Origin of the sequence: Microbacterium laevaniformans (assembly GCF_016907555.1) — a bacterium.
Lineage (GTDB): Bacteria > Actinomycetota > Actinomycetes > Actinomycetales > Microbacteriaceae > Microbacterium > Microbacterium laevaniformans.
The window spans coordinates 897,914-921,567 of record NZ_JAFBCE010000001.1; the positions used below are offsets into that span (position 1 = coordinate 897,914).

Here is a 23,654-nt window from a genome sequence, read left to right on the forward strand (position 1 = left end):
GGTGGGCGCTGTCAAGGCCCCCCGGCGCGACGGTGCGGCCGCATAGTCTGGGCGCCATGGACATCTCTCGCGTCGTCGCTCGCGCACTGTCGCTGACGCCCGTTCGCGCGTTCCTCCGCTACAGCGAGCGCCGCGGCGCCATGCTCGCCGACAGTGTCACCTATCGCACGCTGTTCAGCGTGTTCGCCGCGGCACTGCTCGGCTTCTCCGCCGCTGCCCTCTGGCTCTCCGGCAACCCGGAGGCATGGCAGGCGCTGATCGCGTCGGTCGACCGCACGATCCCCGGTCTCGTGGGGGAGAACGGCCTGATCAAGGTGGATGAGATCGATGTGTCGATCGGTCTGTCGATCGCCGGCATCGTCTCGCTCGTCGGCCTCGTGGGGGCGGCGATCGGTGCGATCGGGTCGCTGCGCGCCGCGATGCGGATCATGTGCGACAAGCTGACGGACGACGTGCCCTTCTGGCTCGTCCTGCTGCGCAACGTCGCGCTCGCCGTCGTCGTCGGGGTGGCTCTGGTCGCCTCGGCGCTCGTCACGATGCTGGGTACGGCCGGCCTCGATCTGGTCGCACAGTGGTTCGGTGTTGCCCGCGACGGTGTGGCCATCGCCTGGGGCACGCGACTGCTCGCGATCCTCGTGACGTTCGTGCTGGATGCCGCGGTCATCGCGGTCTTGTTCCGTGTGCTCTCGGGTGTACGCGCCCCGGCGAAGGCGCTCTGGACGGGCGCGGTGCTCGGTGCCGTCGGGCTCACGGTCCTTCAGCTGCTGTCGGGTCTGTTCGTCGGCGGCGCGTCGGCGAACCCCCTTCTGGCATCGTTTGCCGCGCTGATCGCGTTGCTGCTCTGGATCAATCTCTCCGCGCAGGTGATCCTCATCGCTACGGCCTACGTCTTCACGCTCGTAGAGGAACAGGACGACCGGGTCCGAACCCGCTACGGCGCGTCGACGTTCGCGCAGCGCCGCGTGCAGACAGCCGAGAACGCGCTCGCGCGGGCCGCCGCCGACCTGGATGCGGCGCGGCGCGCGGAGCAGGATGAGCGCGAGCGCGCCAGCGCTCCAGAGGATGCCGTGTAACGACGAGGTAAGCGCCTCGTGAAGATGACTCCCGTCGATGTGCATCCGGCGGGGGCGCACGTTAGCGTGTGATCTGTGTCAGAACCCGAAGCTGTGACCGGTCCCACCTCCGCGCCTCACCCGCTCCACGCCACCCATCCTCTGGCGCTCGCGCCGGTGACCGGGCCCGCGAGCTCCGTGGACGGATTCGTGCGACAGTTCTTGCGCAACCTCAACTACGAGCGAGGCGTGGCCTTGTCCGCCTCCAGCCCCAACGATCGCTACTTCGCGTTCGCCATGACCGTGCGCGACTACTTGATGGCGCGGTGGCTCGAGGATCTCCGCCGACAGCGCGTCGTCCAGGCCAAGGGCGTCTGCTACCTCTCCGCCGAGTATCTGCTGGGCCGTCAACTCGACAACAACCTGCTCGCGAGCGGCCTCACCGAGATCGCAACCGAGGCGATGGCGGCGTGCGGCATCGACATCGACGACCTGCGCGCCCAGGAGGTCGAACCCGGGCTCGGCAACGGCGGCCTCGGGCGCCTCGCGGCCTGTTTCATCGACTCGCTCGCGACGATGGGCGTGCCCAACATCGGCTACGGCATCCGCTACGAGTACGGCATCTTCCGGCAGACGTTCGTCGACGGCCAGCAGGTCGAGCAGCCGGACGCGTGGCTGACGCTCGGTTCGCCCTGGGAGTTCCCGCACCCCGAGGCGGCACGCCGCATCTCCTTCGGCGGCCACACCGAGACCTACGACGACGCCGGCGTCACCCGGTCGCGCTGGGTGCCGGGCTGGGACGTGCTCGCCGTCCCCTACAACTACATGGTGCCCGGCTACCTCAACGGGCGCGTCAACACGCTGCGGTTGTGGAGTGCCAAGGCGACCGACTCGTTCGACCTCCGTGTCTTCAACTCCGGCGACTACGAGGAGGCCGTCCGTGCCCAGACGTTCGCCGAGAACATCTCCAAGGTCCTCTACCCCGAGGACTCCACGCCCCAGGGCAAGGAGTTGCGCCTGCAGCAGCAGTACTTCTTCGTCGCGGCATCCATCGGCGACTTCCTGCAGCACACCCTCCGGGCGGACTTCGAGATCGACAAGCTCCCCGATCGAGTGATCTTCCAGCTCAACGACACCCACCCGGTGATCGGCATCCCCGAACTGATGCGTGTGCTCGTCGACGAGCGCAAACTCGAGTGGGATGCCGCGTGGGCGATCACACAGCAGTGTTTCGCATACACCTGCCACACGCTGCTGCCGGAGGCGCTGGAGGTGTGGTCGGTCGACCTTCTGGGACGCCTGCTGCCGCGTCACCTGGAGATCATCTACCGGATCAACGAGGAGTTCCTCGAGGCGGTGCGTGAGTGCTACGGCGATGACGAGATGCGTATCCGCAACATGTCGATCATCGGTGAGTTCCCGGAGCGCAGCGTCCGGATGGCGTACCTCGCCACGGTCGCCAGCGCCAAGGTGAACGGCGTGGCCGAACTGCACTCGCAGCTGCTGCGCGACAAGGTGCTCCCGGACTTCAACGACTTCTTCCCGGGCAAGTTCACGAACGTCACCAACGGCATCACGCCACGCCGCTTCGTGCGGCTCGCGAACCCCGGGCTGTCCGAGCTGATCACCGAAGCGATCGGTACCGGTTGGCTCACCGACCTCGAGCGTCTCCGGGAGCTCGAGGCGTACGCCGAGGATCCCCAGTTCCGTCAGGCGTTCGCCGAGGTCAAGGCCGCCAACAAGCGTCGCCTGGGCGATGTGCTGCGCGCGCGTGACGGACTGGAGATCATCGACGGGCACATGCTCGACGTGATGGTCAAGCGTCTGCACGAGTACAAGCGGCAGATGCTCAAGCTCCTTCACGTGGTCACGCAGTACGAGAGCATCGTGTCGGGGCGGGTCGCGGCATCCGACGTGCTCCCGCGCACCGTCATCTTCGGTGCGAAGGCGGCGCCCGGCTATGCCATGGCCAAGCGCATCATCCACCTCATCAACGCCGTCGGAGAAGTGGTCAACGCCGATCCGCGCGTCGAGGGGCGTCTGAAGGTGCTGTTCCCGCCGAACTACAACGTCACACTTGCCGAGCGGGTGATCCCCGCGGCCGACCTGTCGGAGCAGATTTCGCTGGCCGGCAAGGAGGCCTCGGGCACGGGCAACATGAAGTTCGCGCTCAACGGGGCGTTGACGATCGGCACGGACGACGGCGCGAACGTCGAGATCCGTCAGCTCGTGGGCGATGACAACTTCTTCCTCTTCGGCATGAGCGAGCCCGAGGTGGAGGCGCTGTGGGCCCGGGGTTACAAGCCCGCCGACTTCTACCAGGGTGACGAGAACCTCCGCCGGGCGATGGATCTCATCGCCTCCGGCGCGTTCTCGGGCGGCGATCGCAGCGTGTTCGAGCCGATCGTGTCGAACCTGCTCTACGACGACCGTTTCATGGTGCTGGCCGACTACTCGTCGTACGTCGCGGCGCAGGAGCGGGTGGATGCCGCCTACGTCGACCAGGATGCGTGGACCCGGTCCGCGATCCTGAACGTCGCGCGCTCCGGCTTCTTCTCGTCCGACCGCTCGATGCGCGACTATATCGAGCGCATTTGGCACACGCCGCCCCTGCTCTGAGAGCTGTCAGCGGCTTCGACTCGCTGCGCTCGCTCGACGACCGGCCCGCCGCGCGTCCCGGTCGTTGAGCGAGGAGCGCAGCGACGAGTCGAAGCGCGCCGCCTCGCCTCGCCTTGCCTTGCCTGTCCGCAACTGCAAGGCGTGCTGACCGGCACGCCGCCTCCGCGAGGGATGCGGCGGCGTGTCGCGCGGCATCCCTTGCATTTCGGCTCGCGCCTGTGCACGCGGTGTCAGCGGGCGTAGCGTTCGACGAACGCACGCAGGATGTTGCCGGTGTGCACGACGGGCAGACGCCGCACGGCGTCGAGGGTGAGATCCAACTCGTCGGGCGCGAAGTACCCGTAACCGGCGTAGGCACGCACGCGTGTGCTGATGCCCTCGACGTCGCACTCCGGGTGGAACTGTGTGGCGTAGACGTTGCGGCCCACGCGGAACATCTGCACGGGACACGCTTCGCCTCGAACGAGCAGTGTCGCCGTCGGCGGCAGCGCGGAGATCGCCTCCTTATGGCCGACGAATGCCGCGAAGCGGTCGGGCAGGCCGGCCAGGAGCGGGTCGTCGTGCCCGGCGCCGGTCTTGTCGACCTCGATGACACTGATGGGTTCCCGGTAGGTGCCGTCGATGGCAGCGCCCTGATGTGCGCCGAGGGTTCCCACGCCGTAGCAGGCGCCGAAGAAGGGGAAGTCCCGCGCCACCACCTCGTCGAGAAGGGCGGCGATCTCCGCCTCGACCCGCCGCTGTGCGGGTGACTTCTTCTCGATCGGGTCCGACGCGTTGAACGGCCCGCCGCCCACGAAGATGCCCGAGTATGCGTCCAGGTCCACCTTTCCGAGGGGCTCTGCCTCCATCCGTACGCGGACGAGCTCGTCCGGCGACAGCCCGGTGAAGCGGAGAAAGAGGCGGTACTCCTCGTCGGCGGGTACGTCCTCCGCCCGGGTCGCGAGCAGCAGGAACGGCTTCATCCTCGGACCGTTTCGATGTAGGAGATGAGGGCTTCCAAGGTGGCGGCGACGGCGGGGTTTCGAGGCCCCTCGTCGCGAGCGACGGCCCAGTAGGCGAGGGGATGCGCGTAGGCGCCGTCCAGCACCCGGGTCAGGCGCGGGTCGGCGTCGCCGAGGAAGTCGGGCAGGATGCCGATGCCCGCTCCGGCCGCCGTCGCCTCGACGTGTGCGAAGACGCTCGTGGAACGGACGGATGCCGGCGAGTCCGGCAGCTCCTGCAGTGCGCGGTCGAGCTCATCGACCTGCAGCGAGCTCTCCACGTAGTACACGAGGGGGTGTGCGGCCAGCTCGGCGATCGAGTCGGGCCTACCCGCCTCGTCGAGATAGTCGGGTGTCGCGTAGAGACGAAGCGCGTACGCGCAGACCGGCGTCGCGTACGCCCGCAGCACCTGAGGTCGACCGACGACGATCTCCAGATCGACGCCGGAGCGGTTCTGGCGGACACGCTGCGTCGCCGAGAGCAGCTCGACCGCGAGCTGCGGGTGCTCGCGTCGCAGAGCGGTCATCGCCGGTGCGAGGAAGACCGAGGTGAAGGCATCGGGGGCGGAGACGCGCACCATGCCGTGCACGGCATCGGCGTTCTCCCCGTCGATGAGCTCGCGCAGTGACGCTTCGATGCGCTCGGCGATCGTCACCGCACGGTGACCGAGATCGGTGACCTCCCAGCCGCCGGCGGTGCGGACCAGGACACGTCCTCCCATCGCGGACTCGAGCGCCGTGACCCGACGGGACACCGTGGAGTGATTGACCCCGAGAACCTCGGCGGCGGCCGTGTAGCGACCCAGGCGCGCGACCGACAGGAATGTCATCAGCGCGTCCAGTGGGGGATCCGGGGGAGCGGCAGGCATGCCGACGAGTGTGCACCAGTGCACACCTGCGGTGCAAGTTTGCGGCGAGTGTGTGCATTGATCCACGGTCACGCGGTGCCTACGCTGGCCACGGGCGACGTCGAGGACGACGGCGGCCACTGCCCGCGACGACGACCGTCGCCGGTGTCGAAGGGAGTCTCATGTCCACGATCGCCTTCATCGGATTGGGTCACATGGGTGCGCCCATGTCGGCGCACCTCGTTGCCGCGGGGCACACCGTCCATGGCGTCGACCTCAACCCCGCTGCTGCGGCGGCCGCCGCCGAGCGGGGAGTGCAGATCGTCTCCTCGGTTGCCGAGGCCATCGACGGCGCGGATGCCGCGATCACCTCGCTGCCCAAGCCCGAGCACGTCCGCGGCGTGTACGGGGGCATCGACGGCATCCTTGCGCACGCGGCGCCGTCGACCTTGCTGCTGGACACCTCGACCGTCGACGTGGAGACATCGCGCTGGTGCCACGCCGGAGCGCAGCAGCGCGGTCTGTCGTTCGTGGATGCGCCGATCTCCGGCGGAACCGCGGGCGCGGAGGCGCGCAAGCTGACGTTCATGCTCGGCGGAGGTGCCGCCGACGTGGAGAGGGCGCGGGAGGTCGTGGCGCCGATGGCAGGCAACGTCATCGCCTGCGGTGAGGCGGGAGCCGGCATCGCCGCGAAGCTCGTCAACAACATGATGCTCTTCATCTCGGTCATGGCCGTGTCGGAAGGCTCGCAACTCGCGGAGCAGCTCGGTCTGGATCCGCAGGTGTTCTGGGACGTCGCCCGCGTCTCGTCGGCCGACTCGTGGGCGCTGCGCACCTGGTATCCGGTGCCGGGCATCGTCGAGAAGGCGGCGGCGAACAAGAATTTCGACGCGACCTTCTCCGTCGAGCTCGCCCGCAAGGACTGCGCACTGGCCGTACAGGCCGGAGACGACACCGGCGTGCACCTGCCGGCGGCGCGTCTCGCGCTCGGCCAGCTCGACGACCTCATCGCCGAAGGCCTGGGGGGCAAGGACTGCACGCTGGTCGCGCGGTTCGCCTCGCCGGACGGCACCCTCCGCGGCTACGACCCGTCCCGCGACGGCGCGTCCGCCGCCTGACCCGCCATCCCCTGCACACCCCGATCGAGAGGGCAATCCATGACCACCGCATCCGCACCGCAGACCTCCGCCGATCCCACCGGCTCGGTCACCGTGATCCCGCACGTCGTCGCGGGCGAACGCGTCGGCCCGACAGGGCGCACCGGTTCCGTCTTCAACCCCGCCACGGGCCGGCAGAGCGCAGAGGTCGCCTTGGCCTCGGCCGCGTTCGTCCACGATGCGGCCCGGCGCGCCCAGGCCGCTCAGCGCGGCTGGCGGGACACCGGCCTCGGCAAGCGTCAGCAGGTGATGTTCCGCCTCCGCGAGGTCGTCGCCTCCCGCGCCGAGGAGCTTGCCCGCATCATCACGGCGGAGCACGGCAAGACGGTGGACGATGCCCTCGGCGAAGTGGCTCGAGGGCTCGAGAACGTCGAGTTCTGCACCAGTCTGATGCACCACCTCAAGGGCGACTACTCCGAGCAGGTCGCGTCGGGCGTCGACGTGCACCAGGTGCGTCAGCCGGTGGGTGTGGTCGCGTGCATCACGCCGTTCAACTTCCCCGCGATGGTGCCGCTGTGGATGGTGACGACCGCCATTGCCGCCGGCAACGCCGTGATCCTCAAGCCCAGCGAGCGCGACCCGTCGGCGGCGGTGTGGCTGGCCGAGGCCTTCGCCGAGGCGGGGCTTCCCGACGGCATCCTGAACGTCGTCCACGGCGACAAGGAGGCGGTCGACGCACTGCTGGACGACCCGATCGTGCGCGCCGTGTCGTTCGTAGGCTCGACCCCGATCGCCAGGTACATCTACGCGCGTGCCGCCGAGAACGGCAAGCGCGTGCAGGCGCTGGGCGGAGCGAAGAACCACATGATCGTCATGCCCGATGCCGATCTGGACGCCGCCGCGGATGCCGCGGTCTCGGCGGCTTACGGCTCGGCGGGGGAGCGCTGCATGGCCGTGTCGGTCGTCGTCGCGGTCGGCGACGTCGCCGACCCGCTGGTCGCGAAGGTCGCCGAGCGCATCGGCGGACTCGTCGTCGGCGACGGCACCGACCCCGACAGCGACATGGGCCCGCTGATCACGCGCGATGCCCTCGAGCGTGTCCGCGGCTTCGTCGCGGGAGCTGCGGACGAGGGCGCCCGCATCGTGGTGGACGGCCGCGAGCTCGCGGTGGACGGCGACGGGTTCTTCATCGGACCGTCGCTCGTCGACGCCGTGACGCCGGGCATGCGCGTCTACGACGAGGAGATCTTCGGGCCGGTGCTCTCGGTCGTGCGTGTCGCCTCCTACGACGACGCCGTTGCGCTGATCAACGACAACCGCTACGCCAACGGCACCGCGGTGTTCACCCGCGACGGCAAGACCGCCCGCCAGTTCGAGTACGACATCGAGGTCGGAATGGTCGGGGTCAACGTCCCCATTCCCGTGCCGATCGGGGCGTTCTCGTTCGGCGGCTGGAAGGACTCGCTGTTCGGCGACACGCACATGTACGGCCCGGAGGCGTTCAACTTCTACACGCGCCGGAAGGTCGTCACGACGCGGTGGCCCGACCCCAGCGAGAGCCAGATCAGCCTGGGCTTCCCGACCCACTGAATCGTCCAGGATAGGCTGGAGTTCCACATTCCGCTCCATCGTCGGAGGTACACCATGGCGATCGCACGACTGCACGGAGGCCCGCTGGACGGGCAGGTCCTTCCCCTGGACGACGAGAGCCAGGACCGGCTGATCCTGCCCTACAGCGAGACCCAGATCGTCTACGAGCGCACCGGCGCGGCCGAGAACACCGGCGAGGGTGACGGCCCGACGTCCGCCGAGTTCCACTTCGTGGAGGCGGAGGACGACATCGATCCCGACCCCGACGGCCGGGACGAGTGACGCCGCAGCCCCAGCGCGCGCTCGAGATCGAGCTGACGTTCGACGTCCACGGCGACACCCCGCTGCCCGACCTGTCGGGTCTGCCGGATGTCGCCGTCGTCGATGGGCCCGCGCGTCGCGACCTCGATGCCCGGTACTTGGACGTGCCGGGCTTCGCCCTGGGGCGCGCCGGCTACGCGGTGCGCCGCCGCACCGGAGGACCGGACGAGGGATGGCACATCAAGGGGCCCAAGACCGCCGACGGCGGGCGGCTCGAGACGCACTGGCCGCTCGATGAGGCGCCAGCGAGCGCGCCCGCCGGTGAGGTGACCGTCCCGGATGCCGTCGCCGACGCCGTGGCCGAGATCGCCGCCGGAGACCTGGCGCCGATTGCCCGCATCGTCAACGACCGCCATGCCTACGCCCTCCGCGACGAGGTGGGCGCGCTCGTCGCGGAGTTCGTCGACGACCACGTCGTCGCGACCGACGAGGTCCGCGGTGTGCAGACGACGTGGCGCGAGTGGGAGTTCGAGCTGGGTCCTGCCGCGCCGGCCGACGGTGCCCGCACCGCGCTCTTCGACGCCGTCACCGCCGCCGTCGCGGCGGTCGGCGGACGCCCCGCGGCATCCGATTCGAAACTTGCCCGCACCCTCGGACTCTGACGCTCGTCGGTCCCGTCCGGTCGCTTCCGCCTGCGGATGACGTCGAGAAGGGACCGACGAACGTCACTCGGATGCCGGAAACCACTGACGCCGCCCCCGGCTTCGGTTGGGGCGGCGTCAGTCGTAGGAGTCAGCGTACTCCAGAGCTCACGGAGCTCAGAGGTTGATCATGTGTCCCGCGAGACCGTGGAAGGCCTCCTGCAGAGCCTCGGACAGCGTCGGGTGGGTGTGCACGTTGCGCGCCAGCTCCAGAGCGGTCAGGTCCCACTTCTGGGCGAGGGTGAGCTCCGGCAGCAGCTCCGACACGTCGGGGCCGATGAGGTGGCCGCCGACGAGCTCGAGGTGCTCGGCATCCGCGATGAGCTTGACGAAGCCGACCGGCTCGCCGAGGCCGTGCGCCTTGCCGTTGGCCATGAAGGGGAAGGTCGCGACCTTGTACTCGCGTCCGGTCTCCTTGTACTGCGCCTCGGTGTAGCCGAACGACGCCACCTGCGGCGAGCAGAAGGTCGCACGCGGCATCATGCGGTAGTCGCCGAGGGCCATGGTCTCCGCGCCACCGATCGTCTCTGCGGCGACGACGCCCTGCGCCTCGGCGACATGGGCGAGCTGCAGCTTGGCCGTGACGTCACCGATGGCGTAGATGCCCTCGACGTTGGTACGCATGAAGTCGTCGATCTCGATGGCGCCGCGCTCGGTGAGCTTCACACCGGTGTTCTCCAGGCCGAAGCCCTCGACCCGGGGAGCGAAGCCGATCGACATGAGCACCTTGTCGGCTTCGATCGAGCCCTGCGCGCCGCTCTTGTTGTCGGTGTAGGTCACCGTGACCTTGTCGCCGGAGTCGACGACCGACTCCACCTTGGTCGAGACGAGGAGGTCGACGCCGAGGTTCTTGTACTGCTTCGCGATCTCCTTCGAGACGTCCGCGTCCTCGTTCGGGAGGGCGCGGTCGAGGAACTCGATGATCGTGACCTTCACGCCGTAGTTCGTCATGACGTAGGCGAACTCCATGCCGATGGCGCCGGCGCCGACGATGACGATCGAGTTCGGCAGGTCGCGGGTGAGGATCTGCTCCTCGTACGTCACGACGTTCTCGCTCAGCGTCACGCCCGGGAGCAGGCGCACCGTCGAGCCGGTCGCGATGATGACGTTGTCGAAGGTGACCTCTTCGGTGGAGCCGTCGCTCTTGGCGACCGAGATCGCCTTGGGGCCGGTGAAGGTGCCCCGGCCCTCGAACTCGGTGACCTTGTTCTTCTTCATCAGGTAGTGGATGCCCTTGACGCGGCCGTCGGCCACGACGCGCGACCGGTCCCACGCCGTGCCGAAGTCGAGGCTGAACTCACCAGTGATGCCGAAGAAGTCGGCCTTGTGCTTCAGGGTGTGGGCGATCTCGGCGTTCTTCAGGAGCGCCTTGGAGGGGATGCAGCCGACGTTGAGGCAGACACCGCCCCAGTACTTCTCTTCGATGATGGCGACGGACTGGCCGAGCTGGGCGGCGCGGACCGCCGCGACATAGCCACCAGGGCCGGCACCGAGGACGACGACGTTGAAATGAGGCATGCTCTCAGCCTAGTCCTCGGGGGTGGCTCGGGACTTCCGCAGAAGCACCGCCACGAGGGCGCCGAGCGCGGCCGCGACCACCAGGCCGAGCAGCACCCAGACGAACACCGGAACGCCTGCGTCGCCGCTCGATGTCGGCGTCGCCGTCAGCGTCTGCGTGGTCGTCGTCTCGCCGGTCGACGGGCTCTGCGTGGCACCGCCGGCGACGGTGAACGTGTACTGCCCCGCGACCGGGTGGCCGTCGCTGGAGACCACGCGCCAGGTCACCGTCACCGGGCCGGACGCGTTGCCGGCGAGCCCCTGTGTCAGATGCGTGCCGTCCAGCGTCGGATCGCCGTCGGTGAGCGAGGCTCCCGCGGCATCCGTGACCACGACCTGCGTCGCGCCGGGCTCGTCCATCAGCACGCCGCTGAACGTCATGGTGATCTGGGCGGGCAGTGCGCCGACGTCGGCGTTGATGCTCGGGTCGGCGCCGATCAGCTCATCATGCGCCCAGGCAGGAGTGGCCACGGCGATGGAGAGCCCTCCGAGCAGGAGCGCGACGAGGCCGACCAGGACCGAACGGAACGTATGAACTCTGTGTGACATCACGTCCTCGACCCTATCCGCGCCTGTTGTGCGCCGGGTCGGAGTCCTAGCATGGCGGCAGGCGAGCGTCGCGCTCGCCGTGACCGGAAGGACGGTGCGAGATGGACGCCAGGATGATGGAAGCGATGGCCGGCGAGATGTCGATGGCCGAGATGCCCGCGATGGATGCCGCGGTCATGCAGGCCTGCATGGACGCCTGCGCCGCCTGCGAGCAGGCATGCACGGTGTGTTCGATGCAGATGATGGACTGTGCCCCGTCGTGCATGAACTGCGCAGACATGTGCAACACCATGATGCGTGCGATGCTGCGGATGCCGGGCATGACGCCGGCGTCGATGATGGCGATGCTCGACGCCTGCATCGCGATGTGTCAGACCTGCATGGACATGTGCATGATGCACGCCGACGACAGCGCCGTCTGCGCCATGTGCGCGGACTCCTGCCGCGCCTGCATGGACGCGTGCATGGCCGTCAAGGACGCGATGATGGCCGCCGCCTGAGCGGGCCTCTGTCTCTCGCGGCTCAGCCCACGAGCACGTTGTAGAGTCGTCCCCCTGCGTGGAGGGCGTGATAGCGCGGGTGGAGTGCCACGGGCGCGCCCTGCGGCACGGACGCCGCGGCCCCGGATCCGTTCCACAGTTCGATCTCGCGGCCCTCCAGAGTGAGAACGGTGAGCGTGCCATCCGTCGTGGAGTGCACCGCGATCGCGTCGACCCACTCGCTGGGCGTGGCCGACACCAGCCTCGACTGGATCAGGTGGACGGCGTGACCGGCGGCGAACGAGGAGCAGGATCCTCCTGTCGCGCACATGCAGATGGCATCCTGACGCACCGGGTCGGGCGTGAGGCGGTTCTGCTTCGCGGACACGGGGTTCCTCTCGTGGACGCCGCCGGTGTCGGCGGTGCGATCAGGCTACGTCGGGCGGATCGCCGGCCACGCGGGCGTCGTCACACATCGACACACGCCGCCGTGTTCACCGCTCGGCGACATCGGGGAGCACGCTACGCGAAACCGCGTCGTGCGCGGGGGTTCGCAGCCCGGGCCGATCCGTTAGGGTGAAGGGGAAGGAGGCCATGGTGGAAGAGAACGCTCGAGACGCTGGTGTCAGCGGTATCCGACGTGACGCCGGGAGTGGCGGCTCCGCCGACACCACCCAGACGTTCGGTCACGACTCCGACCTGTCCTTCGTGCCGTTCGGCACAGATCTGACGGACGTGGAGCGTGAGGCGATCGATGCGCTTCCGTCGCGCGCCGCGCTGCTGCTCGTCCGCTCTGGCCCCACGGCGGGCGCGCGCTATCTGCTCGACACCGACGTCACCACCGTCGGGCGCCACCCCGAGGCCGACATCTTCTTCGATGACGTGACCGTCTCTCGTCGTCACGCGGAGATCACCCGCACCGGCGCCGTCTTCGAGCTCGTCGATCAGCGCTCTCTGAACGGCAGCTACGTCAACGGCGAGCGCGTGGACCGCGCCGTGCTCGTCGACGGCTCCGAGGTGCGCATCGGCAAGTTCCGTCTCAACTTCTTCGCGTCGCCGGCCGACCGCGGTCAGGTGACGAGCGGGTGAGCCCGGCTGCCTCGCCCCGTGGACGTGCGTCGTCCTCGGGTTATCTCAGCATTGGTCAGGTGCTCGCACGCCTGACGCCGGAGTTTTCCGATCTCAGCGCGAGCAAGCTGCGCTACCTCGAGGTGCAGGGCATCGTCACGCCGCTTCGCACCGAATCGGGGTACCGCAAGTTCTCGCCTCTCGACGTCGAGCGACTGCGCACGGCGCTCACGCTTCAGCGCGACCACTACATGCCCCTTGCGCGAATTCGCGAGTATCTCGACGAACAGCACGGCGGCACCGTCGCGCCGCCGGCGACGGCGTCCATCGTCACCGCCCCGCGCCGCTACCGCCGCGAGGAACTGTTGCAGACGGCAGGCGCGTCGGCGGCGCTGCTGAACGATGCCGTGCGCGCCGGGCTCATCGCGGCAGCCGACAGCTACGACGAGAAGACACTCGGCGTGCTGCGGGCGCTCGTGGCGCTCGACGGGCACGGCATTCAACCCCGGCACGTGCGGGGCATCCGGCAGGCCGCGGAGCGCGAGGTCGCGCTCGTGGAGAGCGCTCTGACACCTCTGCTGCGGCGCTCGGATGCGGTGTCGCGCGCACGCGCGAGCGAGCTCGCGCCCGAGCTGCTTCGTCGCCTGGACGAAGTGCGCGCGGCGTTCGCGCACGCGGCGCTCGACCGCATCGCGCCGTGACGGCGACGCGACACGCCGAGCGTCGGGATGCGGATGTCGTTGCCGCAGGCACTCTGCTGATCTACCGTGGAGGAAACGACGCACTGTCCACATGGAGGCGAGCATGACCGCGCACGATGCGCCTGATGAGGTCCGCTTCGCCACCGAGCTGCTGTTCACCGACGGTCTGCCGCAGATGGATGACGAGGTCGGCTACCGCGGTGCGGTCGCCGCACGCGCAGCCGGCATCACCTACCGTCAGCTCGACTACTGGGCGCGCACCGAACTCGTCCAGCCCACCGTCCGCGGCGCCAGCGGTTCGGGATCGCAGCGTCTCTACGGCTTCCGCGACATCCTCGTGCTCAAACTGGTGAAGCGGCTTCTCGATACCGGCATCTCCCTGCAGCAGATCCGCACGGCGGTCGAGCAGCTTCGTGCCGCCGGCATCCGCGATCTCGCCGGCACCACGCTGATGAGCGACGGCGCGTCCGTCTATCTCTGCACCTCGAACGACGAAGTCATCGACCTCGTCAGTCGAGGGCAGGGCGTGTTCGGCATCGCCGTCGGCAAAGTGCTGCACGAGGTCGAATCGACCTTGCTCGACTTCGATCCGCAGGCTCCGGACCCCGTCGACGAACTCGCCGCTCGTCGCGCCGTCAAGTCCGCCTGAGACGCGTCGACGCGCTGCGTTTCCACTCCCGTCTGCGGCGGCGCTCGCTCAACGACCGGTCGTGAGGCTCAGGCGCGCTGCTCGCCCGCGGTGATCCGGCCCGTGCGCATGACACGGTCCAGCAGTGCGTCGAAGTCTCCGGCGAGCTCCTGAGCCGAGTCGCCCGGCCAGATATGCAGGGGCTTCGCGGCGCCCTGCGCCTGCTGCAGCGACGTGCGCTCGGGCAGCTGTGGCGACAGGACGAGCGGACCGAACATGTCGCGCAGCTCCTTGATGCGGAACTGGTGCTCGATCGACTGCGGCCGCACGCGGTTCACGACGATTCCGAGCGGCTGCAGGCGCGGAGACAGACCACGACGGATCTCCTCGATCGCGCGCAGCGCGCGGTCGGCGGCGGCGACCGAGAACAAGCCCGGTTCGGTCACCACGATGACCCGGTCAGAAGCCGCCCAGGCGGTGCGCGTCAGCGCGTTGAGCGAGGGCGCGCAGTCGATGAGCACGAGGTCGTAGTCGGCCTCGATGGTGGCCAGAGCCTCTTCCAGCTTCCAGACGTCGCGCACGCTCGGGTGCGGGCCGTCGAAGTTGATCGCCGACGGGCTGCCGATCATGACGTCGATCGTGCCCGGGTGCACCTTGGCCCAGCCGCTTGAGGTGATGGCCTGGCGGACCACCTTCTCTTTGGGGTTGGCGAGCACGTCGGCCACGTTCAGCCGGCCGGCCACCTGGATGTCCATGCCCGTCGATACGTCAGATTGCGGGTCGAGGTCGACGACGAGAGTCCGCACCCCTCGGGCGAACGCCGCGGAGGCGAGGCCGAGAGTCACGGTGGTCTTGCCGACACCCCCCTTGAGTGAGGAGACGGAGAGTACGTGCACGAGGCTCTACGTTACCGTCCTCTAGGCTGTGAGGACACTCAGGCCCTCGTGAAAAGGGGGCTCGTCGGGGAATCTGGTCTCTCGGCACTCGGGAGCCGCTCGGAGAAGAGGTCCGCATGTTCCGCAAGATCCTGGTGGCCAACCGCGGAGAGATCGCGATCCGTGCTTTTCGTGCCGCCTTCGAACTGGGTGCGCGGACGGTGGCGGTCTACCCCTACGAGGACCGGTACTCGCTGCACCGGCTCAAGGCCGACGAGGCGTACCAGATCGGCACCGTCGGCCAGCCCGTGCGCGCGTACCTCGACGTCGATGAGATCATCCGCGTGGCCGAGCAGGCGGGCGCCGACGCCATCTACCCCGGCTACGGCTTCCTCTCGGAGAACCCCGAGCTCGCCGCGGCAGCCGCGCGCAGCGGCATCGTCTTCATCGGTCCGCCGTCCCGCGCGCTCGAGATGGCAGGCAACAAGGTGACCGCCAAGGAGCACGCGATCGCCGCCGGCGTGCCGGCGCTGCGCTCGACGCCCGCGTCCGATGACGTCGACGATCTCGTCGCGCACGCGGACGAGATCGGCTTTCCCATCTTCGTGAAAGCCGTCGCCGGCGGCGGCGGACGGGGCATGCGCCGCGTCGAGAGCGCGGCGCAACTGGCCCCGGCGATCGCGGAGGCGATGCGCGAGGCCGACGCCGCGTTCGGTGACGCCCGCGTCTTCCTCGAGCAGGCCGTGCAGCGGCCGCGCCATATCGAGGTGCAGATCCTCGCCGACAAGACGGGCGAGACGGTGCACCTGTATGAGCGGGACTGCTCGGTGCAGCGGCGCCATCAGAAAGTCGTCGAGATCGCGCCGGCCCCCAACCTCGCCCCCGAGATCGCCGCGGCGCTGCACGCGCACGCGATCGCGTTTGCCCGGTCGATCGCCTACGAGAATGCGGGAACGGTGGAGTTTCTGCTCGAAACGGCAGGCCCTCGCGCCGGCGAGGTCGTCTTCATCGAGATGAACCCGCGCATCCAGGTCGAGCACACGGTGACCGAAGAGGTCACCGACGTCGACCTCGTGCAGTCGCAGATGCGGATCGCCGCGGGCGCGACGCTCGCCGACCTCGGACTGCGTCAGGATCAGATCCGCCTGCGCGGGGCGGCGCTGCAGTGTCGCATCACGACCGAGGACCCGACGCAGGGCTTCCGTCCGGACACGGGGAAGATCACCACCTACCGTTCGCCGGGCGGCGCCGGCATCCGCCTCGACGGGGGGACGACGGCCGCGGGTTCCCAGGTCAGTGCGCACTTCGACTCGCTGCTGGCCAAGCTCACGTGCCGCGGACGGGACTTCGGCGCCGCGGTCGTGCGATCGCGTCGAGCCCTCGCCGAGTTCCGCATCCGCGGGGTCTCGACCAACATCCCCTTCCTGCAGGCGGTGCTGGACGATCCCGCCTTCGTGGCCGGTGACGTCAGCACGTCGTTCATCGATGAGCGCCCCGAGCTGTTGCGTGGTCGCGGGTCGAAGGACCGCGGATCGAAGATCGTGGCGTGGCTGGCCGAGACCACCGTCAACCGTCCGCACGGAGAGATCCCCGCCGTCACCGACCCGCGCGCGAAGCTCCCGTCCGTCGATCTGTCCACGCCTCCTCCTGCCGGTTCGCGACAGCGCCTTCTCAGCCAGGGCCCGGCCGGGTTCGCGGCGCAGCTGCGCGCTCAGACGCCGCTCGCCGTCACCGAGACGACGTTCCGAGACGCACATCAGTCGCTGCTGGCCACGCGCGTGCGCACACGGGACCTGGTGACGGTCGCGCCCTACGTCGCCCGGTTCACCCCTCAGCTGCTCTCGGTGGAGGCCTGGGGCGGCGCCACGTACGACGTCGCGCTGCGCTTCCTCGGCGAAGACCCCTGGGAGCGGTTGGACGCTCTGCGCGCCGCTCTGCCGAACGTGGCGATCCAGATGCTCCTGCGAGGCCGCAACACGGTGGGGTACACGCCCTACCCGACGCGCGTGACCGATGCCTTCGTCTCGGAGGCCGCGGCATCCGGAGTGGACATCTTCCGCATCTTCGATGCCCTCAACGACGTCTCCCAGATGCGCCCCGCGATCGACGCCGTGCTGCACACCGGCACCGCACTCGCCGAGGTCGCCCTCTGCTACACCGGCGACCTCCTGTCACCGACCGAGGACCTCTACACCCTCGACTACTACCTGCGCGTGGCGGAGCAGATCGTGGATGCCGGGGCGCACGTGCTCGCCGTCAAGGACATGGCAGGGCTGCTCCGCCCGGGCGCCGCCGCCCGCCTCGTGCGGGCACTGCGCGACCGCTTCGACCTCCCGGTGCATGTGCACACGCACGACACCGCCGGCGGACAGCTCGCGACCCTGCTGGCCGCGGCCGCCGCGGGCGCCGACGCCGTGGATGCCGCTGCGGCGCCGATGGCGGGAACGACCAGCCAGCCCTCGCTGTCCGCGCTCGTCGCCGCCCTCGCGCACACCGAGCGCGACACCGGACTCGACCTGGGTGCCGTCTCGGAACTCGAACCGTACTGGGAGGCGATGCGCCGCCTCTACCGCCCGTTCGAGTCGGGTCTTCCCGGGCCGACGGGACGCGTGTATCGGCATGAGATCCCCGGCGGTCAGCTCTCGAACCTCCGCCAGCAGGCGATCGCTCTCGGCCTGTCGGAGGACTTCGAGCTGATCGAGGACATGTACGCCGCCGCGGACGCGATCCTCGGGCGCGTCCCGAAGGTGACGCCCTCCTCGAAGGTCGTCGGCGATCTTGCCCTGCACCTCGCCGCGGTGCGCGCAGACCCCGCCGACTTCGCCGAGAACCCCGATACCTATGACATCCCCGACTCCGTCGTCGCCTTCATGGCGGGGGAGCTGGGTGAGCTTCCGGGCGGCTGGCCGGAGCCGTTTCGCACCAAGGTGCTGCGTGGTCGCGAGATCCGCGGCGGGATCACCGAGATCTCCGACGCCGATGCCGCGAACCTCGAAGCCGACAGTGCGACCCGGCGCGCCACACTGAACTCCCTGCTGTTTCCCGCCCCCACGGCGGCCTTCCGGGAGACCCGCGACACCTACGGCGATCTCAGCGTCCTCGACACGGCGGACTATCTGTACGGGCTCGCGCCCGGAACCGAGCACGTCGTCGAGATCGAGCGCGGCGTCCAGCTGTACGTGGGGTTGGAAGCGATCGGCGACGCCGACGAGCGCGGCATGCGCACCGTGATGACGACGTTGAACGGGCAGCTGCGTCCCGTCTTCGTGCGCGACCACGCCGTCGCGGTCGAGGTGCGTCAGTCGGAGAAGGCCGATGCGACCGTACCGGGCCACGTGGCCGCCCCGTTCTCGGGTGTCGTCACCCCGAAGGCCGCGGTGGGCGATCGCGTCTCGGCGGGTCAGCCGGTGGCATCCATCGAGGCGATGAAGATGGAGGCAGCCATCACAGCGCCGATGGACGGCATCGTCGATCGTCTCGTCATCGGCGCGGCGACCGCGGTGGAGGCCGGCGATCTTTTGCTGGTGGTCCGACCCTCCGAGTAGCCTGGAGCGGGGGCGTGAGTCGTCCCGCGAGCCATGGGGGTCGGGACCCCGCCCCGCGGCCCGGCGGTGACGCCGCGGCTGCGCCGTCCCGAGGACGACCCGAATCGGCCGGAGCCCGACGGCGCCGGCCCGGAACTGGAGTGTGTAGCCGTGCCTGACCGCAACGAGAATGCGAGCGAGGACGCCGACAACGGCGTGCTGGAGAGCGTGACCGGCGCCGAGACGACCGGGATCGGCATCGTCGAGGGAGCCACCGCGCAGATCGACGTCGCCTTGCCCGTCGCGGTCGACGACGACGACTTCGACGACGATGTCGTGCTCGATGACGAGGTCGAGATCCACGGGAGTCTCGTCGAACGGCCGGATGCCGCCGCGGCATCCTCTCTCGTCGTCGAGGACGTCGAGGAGGTGGATGTCGTCGAGCACGTCGAGGACGTCGATGAGACGGACGAGGTGGAGATGGCCGATGCTGCAGCGGTCGCGCTGACCTCGGTCTCCGTCGCGACCGCAGACGCCGCGCAGCACGAGCGCCTGCGTCCTCGCACGTCCGAGATCACCCTGCAGTCGCGCCGTCTCGGCGACTTCGAGGCGGGGCGGGAGAGCTCCGACCTGCTCACCCCCGACCGGCTGCTCGATCCCGCCCACGCAGTGCGCCCGGAGCCCGACGGTGCGTGGCAGCACCTCGTCTACACGCTGTCGGGACGTCGGATCAACCTCGGCGACAGCAAGCGCGCGCGTGCGCGCAAGGCTCTCGACCGGCGCATTGCGGCCCCGCTGCACGGCGGCGCGAAGTTCGTCCCCGTGCTCTCACGAAAGGGCGGCGTCGGAAAGACCACGATCACGACCCTGCTGGGCATGGCGCTCGCGGACGCCCGTGAGGACCGGGTGATCGCCGTCGACGCGAACCCGGACCGCGGCACGCTCGCCGAGCGCATCGGCCGCTCGAGCGGCAAGACCGTCCGCGATCTGGTGCGAGCCCACGCAGACGTCCGCGGGTTCAACGACATCTCCGAGATCGTCGCGCGCGATCACACCCGCCTCGACATCATCGCCTCCGACACCGACCCGCATGTGTCCGAGGCCTTCAACGACAGCGACTACGACGCGGTGGCCGACGTCGCCGCGCACTTCTACTCGCTCGTGCTCACCGACACCGGCACCGGCATCGTCCATTCCGTCATGGGGGCGACCCTCGCGCGCGCCGATCAGCTCATCGTCGTCGCAGGGCTGAGCGTGGACGAGGCGCGCCTGGCCTCGGAGACGCTGACCTGGCTGGAGAGCAACGGCTACGCCGATCTCGTGCGCTCCGCCGTGGTCGTGCTGAACACGGCACGTCCAGGCGCTGCCCTCGTGCGGGCGGGTGAGCTCCAGTCCCACTTCCAGACACGGGTCGGGCACGTGGTCCGCGTGCCCTACGACGCGCACATCGCATCGGGCAGCGCGATCGTCTTCCGTGACTTGCAGCCCGAGACGCGTGAGGCTGCGCGCGAGCTGGCCGCCATCGTCGTCGAAAGCCTGCGTCAGCGGGTCGCCGCCTGATGGCCGTCCGCCCGATCCGACTGTTCGGAGACCCCGTCCTGCGCGCTCCCAGCGCGTCCATCGACGTGATCGACGACGGCATCCGGTCGCTCGTGCAGGACCTGCTCGACACGGTCGAATTGCCCGGCCGTGCGGGAGTGGCGGCGCCGCAGATCGGCGTCGGTTTGCGCGCCTTCAGCTACAACATCGACGGAGACATCGGGTACGTGTTGAACCCGGTTCTGACCGAGGTGTCGGGTGAGCCGGCGCTGGTCGGTGAGGGATGCCTGTCGGTGCCCGATCTCTGGCACGAGACCCTGCGCTATCCCTGGGCTCGCGTGGTCGGCATCGATCTCGACGGCGACGAAATCGTGCTCGAGGGGGAGGGACTCATGGCGCAGGCGCTGCAACATGAGACCGACCATCTCGACGGCATGCTCTACATCTCCCGGCTGAGTCCCGAGGAGCGCAAGGTCGCGATGCGTCGCATCCGCGAGTCCTCCTGGTTCTGACCGCTGGACAAACGACGACGGGGCGGCCCGTGCGGCCCGCCCCGTCGTCGCTTGCGCCCGATCAGCCCAGCGACACGTTGGTCGTCGTCACCGGCACGGTGTAGATTTCCTCGATCTCGTTCGCGAAGTCGTTCAGGATGACATTGCGCTTGATGCTCATCTTGGGCGTGAGATGTCCGCTCGCCTCGGTCCATTCGCTGTCGAGGATCGTGAACTTGCGGATGGACTCGGCGCGCGAAACGTTCTTGTTCGCGATGTCCACCGCACGCTGCACCTCGGCCCGCACCTGCGGGTTCTTCGCGGCATCCGAGAGGGACATGTCCGCCGGGAGGCCGTTGTTCGTGAGCCAGGCCGGGAGCATCTCGGGGTCGAGGGTGATCAGCGCCGAGATGAACGGCTTCTGGTCGCCCACGACGACCACCTGACCGACGATCGGGTTCGCTCGAATCGGGTCCTCCAGTGCCGCGGGAGCGACGTTCTTGCCGCCGGCGGTGACGATGATCTCCTTCTTGCGTCCGGTGATCGTGAGGAAGCCGTCGGTGTCGAACGCGCCGATGTCACCGGTCTTGAACCAGCCGTCGTCGAACGCGGCGGCCGTGGCATCGGGGTTGCGCCAGTACTCCTTGAAGACGTTGACGCCCCGCACCTCGACCTCGCCGTCGTCGGCCAGACGCACGCCGACGCCGGGGAGCACCGGCCCCACCGTGCCGATCTTGGACTTCGTCGCGAGGTTGACGGTGGCCGGCGCCGTCGTCTCGGTGAGTCCGTAGCCTTCGAGGATGGTCACGCCGAGGCTGTGGAAGAAGTGGCCGAGACGGGGGCCCAGGGGAGCGGACCCCGAGACGGCATAGGTGACTCGTCCACCCATGGCTTCGCGGAGCTTGCCGTAGACGAGCTTGTCGAACAGGGCGAACTTCACCTTCGTGCCCAGCGGGATCTTCTTGCCTTCCTGGAGCAGTCGAGAGTGCTCGATCGCCGTGTGGGCCGCGGCGCGGAAGATCTTTCCCTTGCCGCCGGCCTCCGCCTTCTGCTCCGCCGAGTTGTAGACCTTCTCGAAGACGCGGGGTACGGCCAGCAGGAAGGTGGGCTTGAAGGAGCCGAGGGCCGGCAGCAGCTGCTTGGTGTCGGGCTGATGCCCGGTCTTCACGCCGGCGTGCACGTCGAGGATCGAGATGAAGCGGGCGAAGACGTGCGCGGTCGTGATGAACAGCAGTGTCGATGCGCCGCCGGGCGTGTTCATCACTTCGGCGAGGACCTTGGCGGCGTTGCGGGAGAGCTCGACGAAGTTGCTGTGGGTCAGGACGCATCCCTTGGGTCGCCCCGTCGAGCCCGAGGTGTAGATCAGCGTGGCGATGTCGGAGCCGACGGCGATGCGGCGGCGACGCTCGATCTCGGCATCCTCGATGGCGCTGCCGCCCGCGCGGAGAGTGTCGAGATCGCCGGCCTCCATCGACCAGACCTCGCGGACGAGCGGCACCTCTGAGCGGATCTCCGCGATGCGCGCCGCGTGCTCGCTCGATTCGCCGAGCACCGCGACGGCGCCCGAGTCGGACAGGATCCAGCTGATCTGCGCCGCCGAGCTCGTCTCGTAGATGGGCACCATGACGGCGCCGGCGAAGAAGAGGGCGAAGTCCACGAGCGTCCACTCATACGTGGTGCGGGCGATGAAGCCCACCTTGTCGCCCGGGGCGATGCCCGCGGCGGCGAAGCCCTTCGCGAGCGCGATCACCTCTCGTTCGAACTCGGCGGCGGTGATGTCTCGCCAGCCGTCACCATCGGGGACGGCGAACAGGGCCAGGGACGGTGTCGCCTTGACGCGTTCGACGAGCAGATCGGCGATGTTGGCCTGCGGGTCGGCGGGAACGACGGCGGGGACTTCGAACTGTACGGCGCTCATGGGCGGCAACTCCTTCGGTACCGGGTGGCGTCGGCGATCGACGGCTGGAATCGAGTCTAACTCCTGGTGGAACTCAGTCCCACAGAAGACAGCGTCGCCCGAAAAGCACGGCCTGCCCCGATCGTGGGTCCGTCCTGTCCACACTAGACTCTCGGATGCCGTGCCGCCCGGGCCGGCCGGAAGGGAGCGCCGTGCTCAACGTCGGCATCGACATCGGGGGGACGAAGATCGCCGGAGGTGTCGTCGACGACACGGGTGCGATCATCGAGCGCTCCCGCGTCGCCACGCCGGTGGACACCGGCGAGCTCGCCGACGCCGTCGCCGCGATGGTGCACGAGCTGGCCTCGCGTCACGAGGTCGCGGCGGTCGGTGTCGCCGCCGCCGGCTACATCGACCGCAGCCGATCGGTGATGCTGCTCTCGCCCAACATCGACTGGCACGACGAGCCGTTGCGCGCCCAGTTCGAAGCACGCATCGGCCGTCCCGTCACGCTGGAGAACGACGCCAACGCCGCCGGGTGGGGCGAGTACCGCTTCGGAGCGGGTCAGGGATCCACCGACATGGTGATGGTGACCCTCGGCACGGGCGTGGGCGGCGCCGTCATCAATGACGGACGTCTCCTCATCGGTGCCAACGGCAGCGCGGCGGAGCTCGGTCACCTGCGGTTCGTCCGCGGTGGTCGCCCGTGCGGCTGCGGACAGAACGGCTGTCTGGAGCAGTACGCGTCGGGGCGCGCCCTGCAGCGCGAGCTGGGTGACATCGCCGAGGCCGGGGGCATCGGCGAGCGGGTGGCCGCGCACCGCGATGCGGACGGCATCGTCCACGGGCCCGACCTGGCGCGCCTCCTCGCCGAGGACGACCCGGGTGCCGTCGAGGCCGTGCGCCGCGTGGCCACCGCGCTCGGAGAGGCCTGCGGAGCCTTTCAGGCGGTTCTCGACCCCGACCTCTACGTCATCGGCGGCGGCGTCGCCGACCTCGGCGAGGTTCTGCTGGAGCCCACGCGGCTGGCGTACGAGACCTCGCTGCCCGGCTTCGGCAATCGACCGACCGCGCGCTTCGTCACGGCGACACTCGGCAACGACGCCGGCATGGTGGGCGTCGCCGATCTCGCGGGGCTGCGCAGCCAGTGAGCCGTCGGGATATCCTCGTCGCATCGTGGACACGGACAGACGTCACA

Annotated in this window: 21 protein-coding genes; 14 read left to right on the forward strand and 7 right to left on the reverse strand. The window is 69.1% G+C overall.

What is annotated here, in order from left to right:
• Nucleotides 1–56: 56 nt before the first annotated feature.
• Complete coding sequence (locus tag JOE53_RS04160) at nucleotides 57–1,073, forward strand: YihY/virulence factor BrkB family protein (RefSeq protein ID WP_005049042.1); 1,017 nt, start codon at nucleotides 57–59, stop codon at nucleotides 1,071–1,073.
• A gap of 141 nt (nucleotides 1,074–1,214) precedes the next feature.
• Nucleotides 1,215–3,671 (forward strand): glycogen/starch/alpha-glucan phosphorylase, encoded by a 2,457-nt coding sequence (locus tag JOE53_RS04165; protein ID WP_204948170.1) that lies wholly within the window; start codon nucleotides 1,215–1,217, stop codon nucleotides 3,669–3,671.
• Between the two features lie 230 nt (nucleotides 3,672–3,901).
• Here the strand turns inward: JOE53_RS04165 and JOE53_RS04170 are convergent, their stop codons facing one another.
• Both JOE53_RS04170 and JOE53_RS04175 read right to left on the reverse strand, forming a co-directional pair.
• Nucleotides 3,902–4,633, reverse strand: a complete 732-nt coding sequence (locus tag JOE53_RS04170; RefSeq protein WP_204946870.1) for a glutamine amidotransferase — start codon at nucleotides 4,631–4,633, stop codon at nucleotides 3,902–3,904.
• A complete protein-coding gene (locus JOE53_RS04175; protein ID WP_036286540.1) occupies nucleotides 4,630–5,481 on the reverse strand; it encodes a LysR family transcriptional regulator in 852 nt (283 codons plus the stop codon). Before JOE53_RS04175 ends, JOE53_RS04170 begins: the two co-directional genes overlap by 4 nt.
• Nucleotides 5,482–5,681: 200 nt before the next feature.
• Here JOE53_RS04175 and JOE53_RS04180 point away from each other — a divergent pair, with 200 nt between their 5' ends.
• The 4 genes from JOE53_RS04180 to JOE53_RS04195 are packed head-to-tail and all read left to right on the forward strand — an operon-like array spanning nucleotide 5,682 to nucleotide 9,109.
• Nucleotides 5,682–6,617, forward strand: coding sequence for an NAD(P)-dependent oxidoreductase (locus JOE53_RS04180; protein WP_204946871.1), 936 nt, complete (start codon nucleotides 5,682–5,684; stop codon nucleotides 6,615–6,617).
• Nucleotides 6,618–6,656: 39 nt separating this feature from the next.
• Nucleotides 6,657–8,186 (forward strand): CoA-acylating methylmalonate-semialdehyde dehydrogenase, encoded by a 1,530-nt coding sequence (locus JOE53_RS04185; RefSeq protein WP_204946872.1) that lies wholly within the window; start codon nucleotides 6,657–6,659, stop codon nucleotides 8,184–8,186.
• A 54-nt stretch (nucleotides 8,187–8,240) separates the two neighbouring features.
• A complete protein-coding gene (locus JOE53_RS04190) occupies nucleotides 8,241–8,468 on the forward strand; it encodes a hypothetical protein (RefSeq protein WP_061681743.1) in 228 nt (75 codons plus the stop codon).
• A complete protein-coding gene (locus tag JOE53_RS04195) occupies nucleotides 8,465–9,109 on the forward strand; it encodes a CYTH domain-containing protein (protein ID WP_204946873.1) in 645 nt (214 codons plus the stop codon). Before JOE53_RS04190 ends, JOE53_RS04195 begins: the two co-directional genes overlap by 4 nt.
• Before the next feature lie 156 nt (nucleotides 9,110–9,265).
• Here JOE53_RS04195 and lpdA read toward each other — a convergent pair whose 3' ends face one another.
• Complete coding sequence (gene lpdA, locus JOE53_RS04200) at nucleotides 9,266–10,666, reverse strand: dihydrolipoyl dehydrogenase (protein ID WP_204946874.1); 1,401 nt, start codon at nucleotides 10,664–10,666, stop codon at nucleotides 9,266–9,268.
• 9 nt (nucleotides 10,667–10,675) lie between these two features.
• The gene (locus tag JOE53_RS04205) at nucleotides 10,676–11,254 is read right to left on the reverse strand and encodes a copper resistance CopC family protein (protein ID WP_204946875.1); all 579 of its coding nucleotides are present in this window, start codon (nucleotides 11,252–11,254) and stop codon (nucleotides 10,676–10,678) included.
• Nucleotides 11,255–11,355: 101 nt separating this feature from the next.
• Here JOE53_RS04205 and JOE53_RS04210 point away from each other — a divergent pair, with 101 nt between their 5' ends.
• Complete coding sequence (locus JOE53_RS04210) at nucleotides 11,356–11,754, forward strand: hypothetical protein (RefSeq protein ID WP_204946876.1); 399 nt, start codon at nucleotides 11,356–11,358, stop codon at nucleotides 11,752–11,754.
• A 22-nt stretch (nucleotides 11,755–11,776) separates the two neighbouring features.
• Here JOE53_RS04210 and JOE53_RS04215 read toward each other — a convergent pair whose 3' ends face one another.
• A complete protein-coding gene (locus JOE53_RS04215; RefSeq protein WP_005049071.1) occupies nucleotides 11,777–12,121 on the reverse strand; it encodes a hypothetical protein in 345 nt (114 codons plus the stop codon).
• A gap of 206 nt (nucleotides 12,122–12,327) precedes the next feature.
• On the opposite strand from JOE53_RS04215, the gene JOE53_RS04220 reads away from it, so the two are divergent.
• The 3 genes from JOE53_RS04220 to JOE53_RS04230 all read left to right on the forward strand — a co-directional run bounded on the left by JOE53_RS04220 (nucleotide 12,328) and on the right by JOE53_RS04230 (nucleotide 14,151).
• Nucleotides 12,328–12,822, forward strand: a complete 495-nt coding sequence (locus JOE53_RS04220) for an FHA domain-containing protein (protein ID WP_183043632.1) — start codon at nucleotides 12,328–12,330, stop codon at nucleotides 12,820–12,822.
• A complete protein-coding gene (ftsR, locus tag JOE53_RS04225; protein ID WP_204946877.1) occupies nucleotides 12,819–13,502 on the forward strand; it encodes a transcriptional regulator FtsR in 684 nt (227 codons plus the stop codon). Before JOE53_RS04220 ends, ftsR begins: the two co-directional genes overlap by 4 nt.
• A 103-nt stretch (nucleotides 13,503–13,605) precedes the next feature.
• Complete coding sequence (locus JOE53_RS04230; protein WP_036286573.1) at nucleotides 13,606–14,151, forward strand: MerR family transcriptional regulator; 546 nt, start codon at nucleotides 13,606–13,608, stop codon at nucleotides 14,149–14,151.
• Nucleotides 14,152–14,219: 68 nt separating this feature from the next.
• Here the strand turns inward: JOE53_RS04230 and JOE53_RS04235 are convergent, their stop codons facing one another.
• Entirely contained in the window at nucleotides 14,220–15,026 is an 807-nt protein-coding gene (locus tag JOE53_RS04235) for a ParA family protein (RefSeq protein WP_005049082.1), read from the reverse strand.
• Nucleotides 15,027–15,142: 116 nt separating this feature from the next.
• Here JOE53_RS04235 and JOE53_RS04240 point away from each other — a divergent pair, with 116 nt between their 5' ends.
• Genes JOE53_RS04240 through JOE53_RS04250 form a run of 3 tightly spaced genes read left to right on the forward strand, consistent with a single transcriptional unit; the run spans nucleotide 15,143 to nucleotide 20,580 of the window.
• The gene (locus JOE53_RS04240) at nucleotides 15,143–18,550 is read left to right on the forward strand and encodes a pyruvate carboxylase (RefSeq protein WP_204946878.1); all 3,408 of its coding nucleotides are present in this window, start codon (nucleotides 15,143–15,145) and stop codon (nucleotides 18,548–18,550) included.
• A 33-nt stretch (nucleotides 18,551–18,583) separates the two neighbouring features.
• Complete coding sequence (locus tag JOE53_RS04245) at nucleotides 18,584–20,089, forward strand: MinD/ParA family ATP-binding protein (RefSeq protein WP_204946879.1); 1,506 nt, start codon at nucleotides 18,584–18,586, stop codon at nucleotides 20,087–20,089.
• Nucleotides 20,089–20,580 carry a peptide deformylase gene (locus JOE53_RS04250; RefSeq protein WP_204946880.1) on the forward strand — a complete coding sequence of 164 codons (492 nt, stop codon included), beginning with the start codon at nucleotides 20,089–20,091 and terminating at the stop codon, nucleotides 20,578–20,580. Before JOE53_RS04245 ends, JOE53_RS04250 begins: the two co-directional genes overlap by 1 nt.
• A 61-nt stretch (nucleotides 20,581–20,641) precedes the next feature.
• Here the strand turns inward: JOE53_RS04250 and JOE53_RS04255 are convergent, their stop codons facing one another.
• The gene (locus tag JOE53_RS04255; RefSeq protein WP_204946881.1) at nucleotides 20,642–22,477 is read right to left on the reverse strand and encodes an AMP-dependent synthetase/ligase; all 1,836 of its coding nucleotides are present in this window, start codon (nucleotides 22,475–22,477) and stop codon (nucleotides 20,642–20,644) included.
• A 191-nt stretch (nucleotides 22,478–22,668) separates the two neighbouring features.
• Between JOE53_RS04255 and JOE53_RS04260 the strand changes: the two genes are divergently transcribed.
• The gene (locus tag JOE53_RS04260) at nucleotides 22,669–23,607 is read left to right on the forward strand and encodes an ROK family glucokinase (RefSeq protein WP_204946882.1); all 939 of its coding nucleotides are present in this window, start codon (nucleotides 22,669–22,671) and stop codon (nucleotides 23,605–23,607) included.
• Nucleotides 23,608–23,654 lie beyond the last annotated feature (47 nt).

Coding starts and splice junctions, on each gene's coding strand:
- JOE53_RS04160 (WP_005049042.1), top strand. CDS start 57: ATGGACATCTCTCGCGTCGTCGCTCGCGCACTGTCGCTGACGCCCGTT.
- JOE53_RS04170 (WP_204946870.1), bottom strand. CDS start 4,633: ATGAAGCCGTTCCTGCTGCTCGCGACCCGGGCGGAGGACGTACCCGCC.
- JOE53_RS04175 (WP_036286540.1), bottom strand. CDS start 5,481: ATGACATTCCTGTCGGTCGCGCGCCTGGGTCGCTACACGGCCGCCGCC.
- JOE53_RS04180 (WP_204946871.1), top strand. CDS start 5,682: ATGTCCACGATCGCCTTCATCGGATTGGGTCACATGGGTGCGCCCATG.
- JOE53_RS04185 (WP_204946872.1), top strand. CDS start 6,657: ATGACCACCGCATCCGCACCGCAGACCTCCGCCGATCCCACCGGCTCG.
- JOE53_RS04190 (WP_061681743.1), top strand. CDS start 8,241: ATGGCGATCGCACGACTGCACGGAGGCCCGCTGGACGGGCAGGTCCTT.
- lpdA (WP_204946874.1), bottom strand. CDS start 10,666: ATGCCTCATTTCAACGTCGTCGTCCTCGGTGCCGGCCCTGGTGGCTAT.
- JOE53_RS04205 (WP_204946875.1), bottom strand. CDS start 11,254: ATGTCACACAGAGTTCATACGTTCCGTTCGGTCCTGGTCGGCCTCGTC.
- JOE53_RS04210 (WP_204946876.1), top strand. CDS start 11,356: ATGGACGCCAGGATGATGGAAGCGATGGCCGGCGAGATGTCGATGGCC.
- JOE53_RS04220 (WP_183043632.1), top strand. CDS start 12,328: ATGGTGGAAGAGAACGCTCGAGACGCTGGTGTCAGCGGTATCCGACGT.
- JOE53_RS04230 (WP_036286573.1), top strand. CDS start 13,606: ATGACCGCGCACGATGCGCCTGATGAGGTCCGCTTCGCCACCGAGCTG.
- JOE53_RS04240 (WP_204946878.1), top strand. CDS start 15,143: ATGTTCCGCAAGATCCTGGTGGCCAACCGCGGAGAGATCGCGATCCGT.
- JOE53_RS04245 (WP_204946879.1), top strand. CDS start 18,584: ATGGGGGTCGGGACCCCGCCCCGCGGCCCGGCGGTGACGCCGCGGCTG.
- JOE53_RS04250 (WP_204946880.1), top strand. CDS start 20,089: ATGGCCGTCCGCCCGATCCGACTGTTCGGAGACCCCGTCCTGCGCGCT.
- JOE53_RS04255 (WP_204946881.1), bottom strand. CDS start 22,477: ATGAGCGCCGTACAGTTCGAAGTCCCCGCCGTCGTTCCCGCCGACCCG.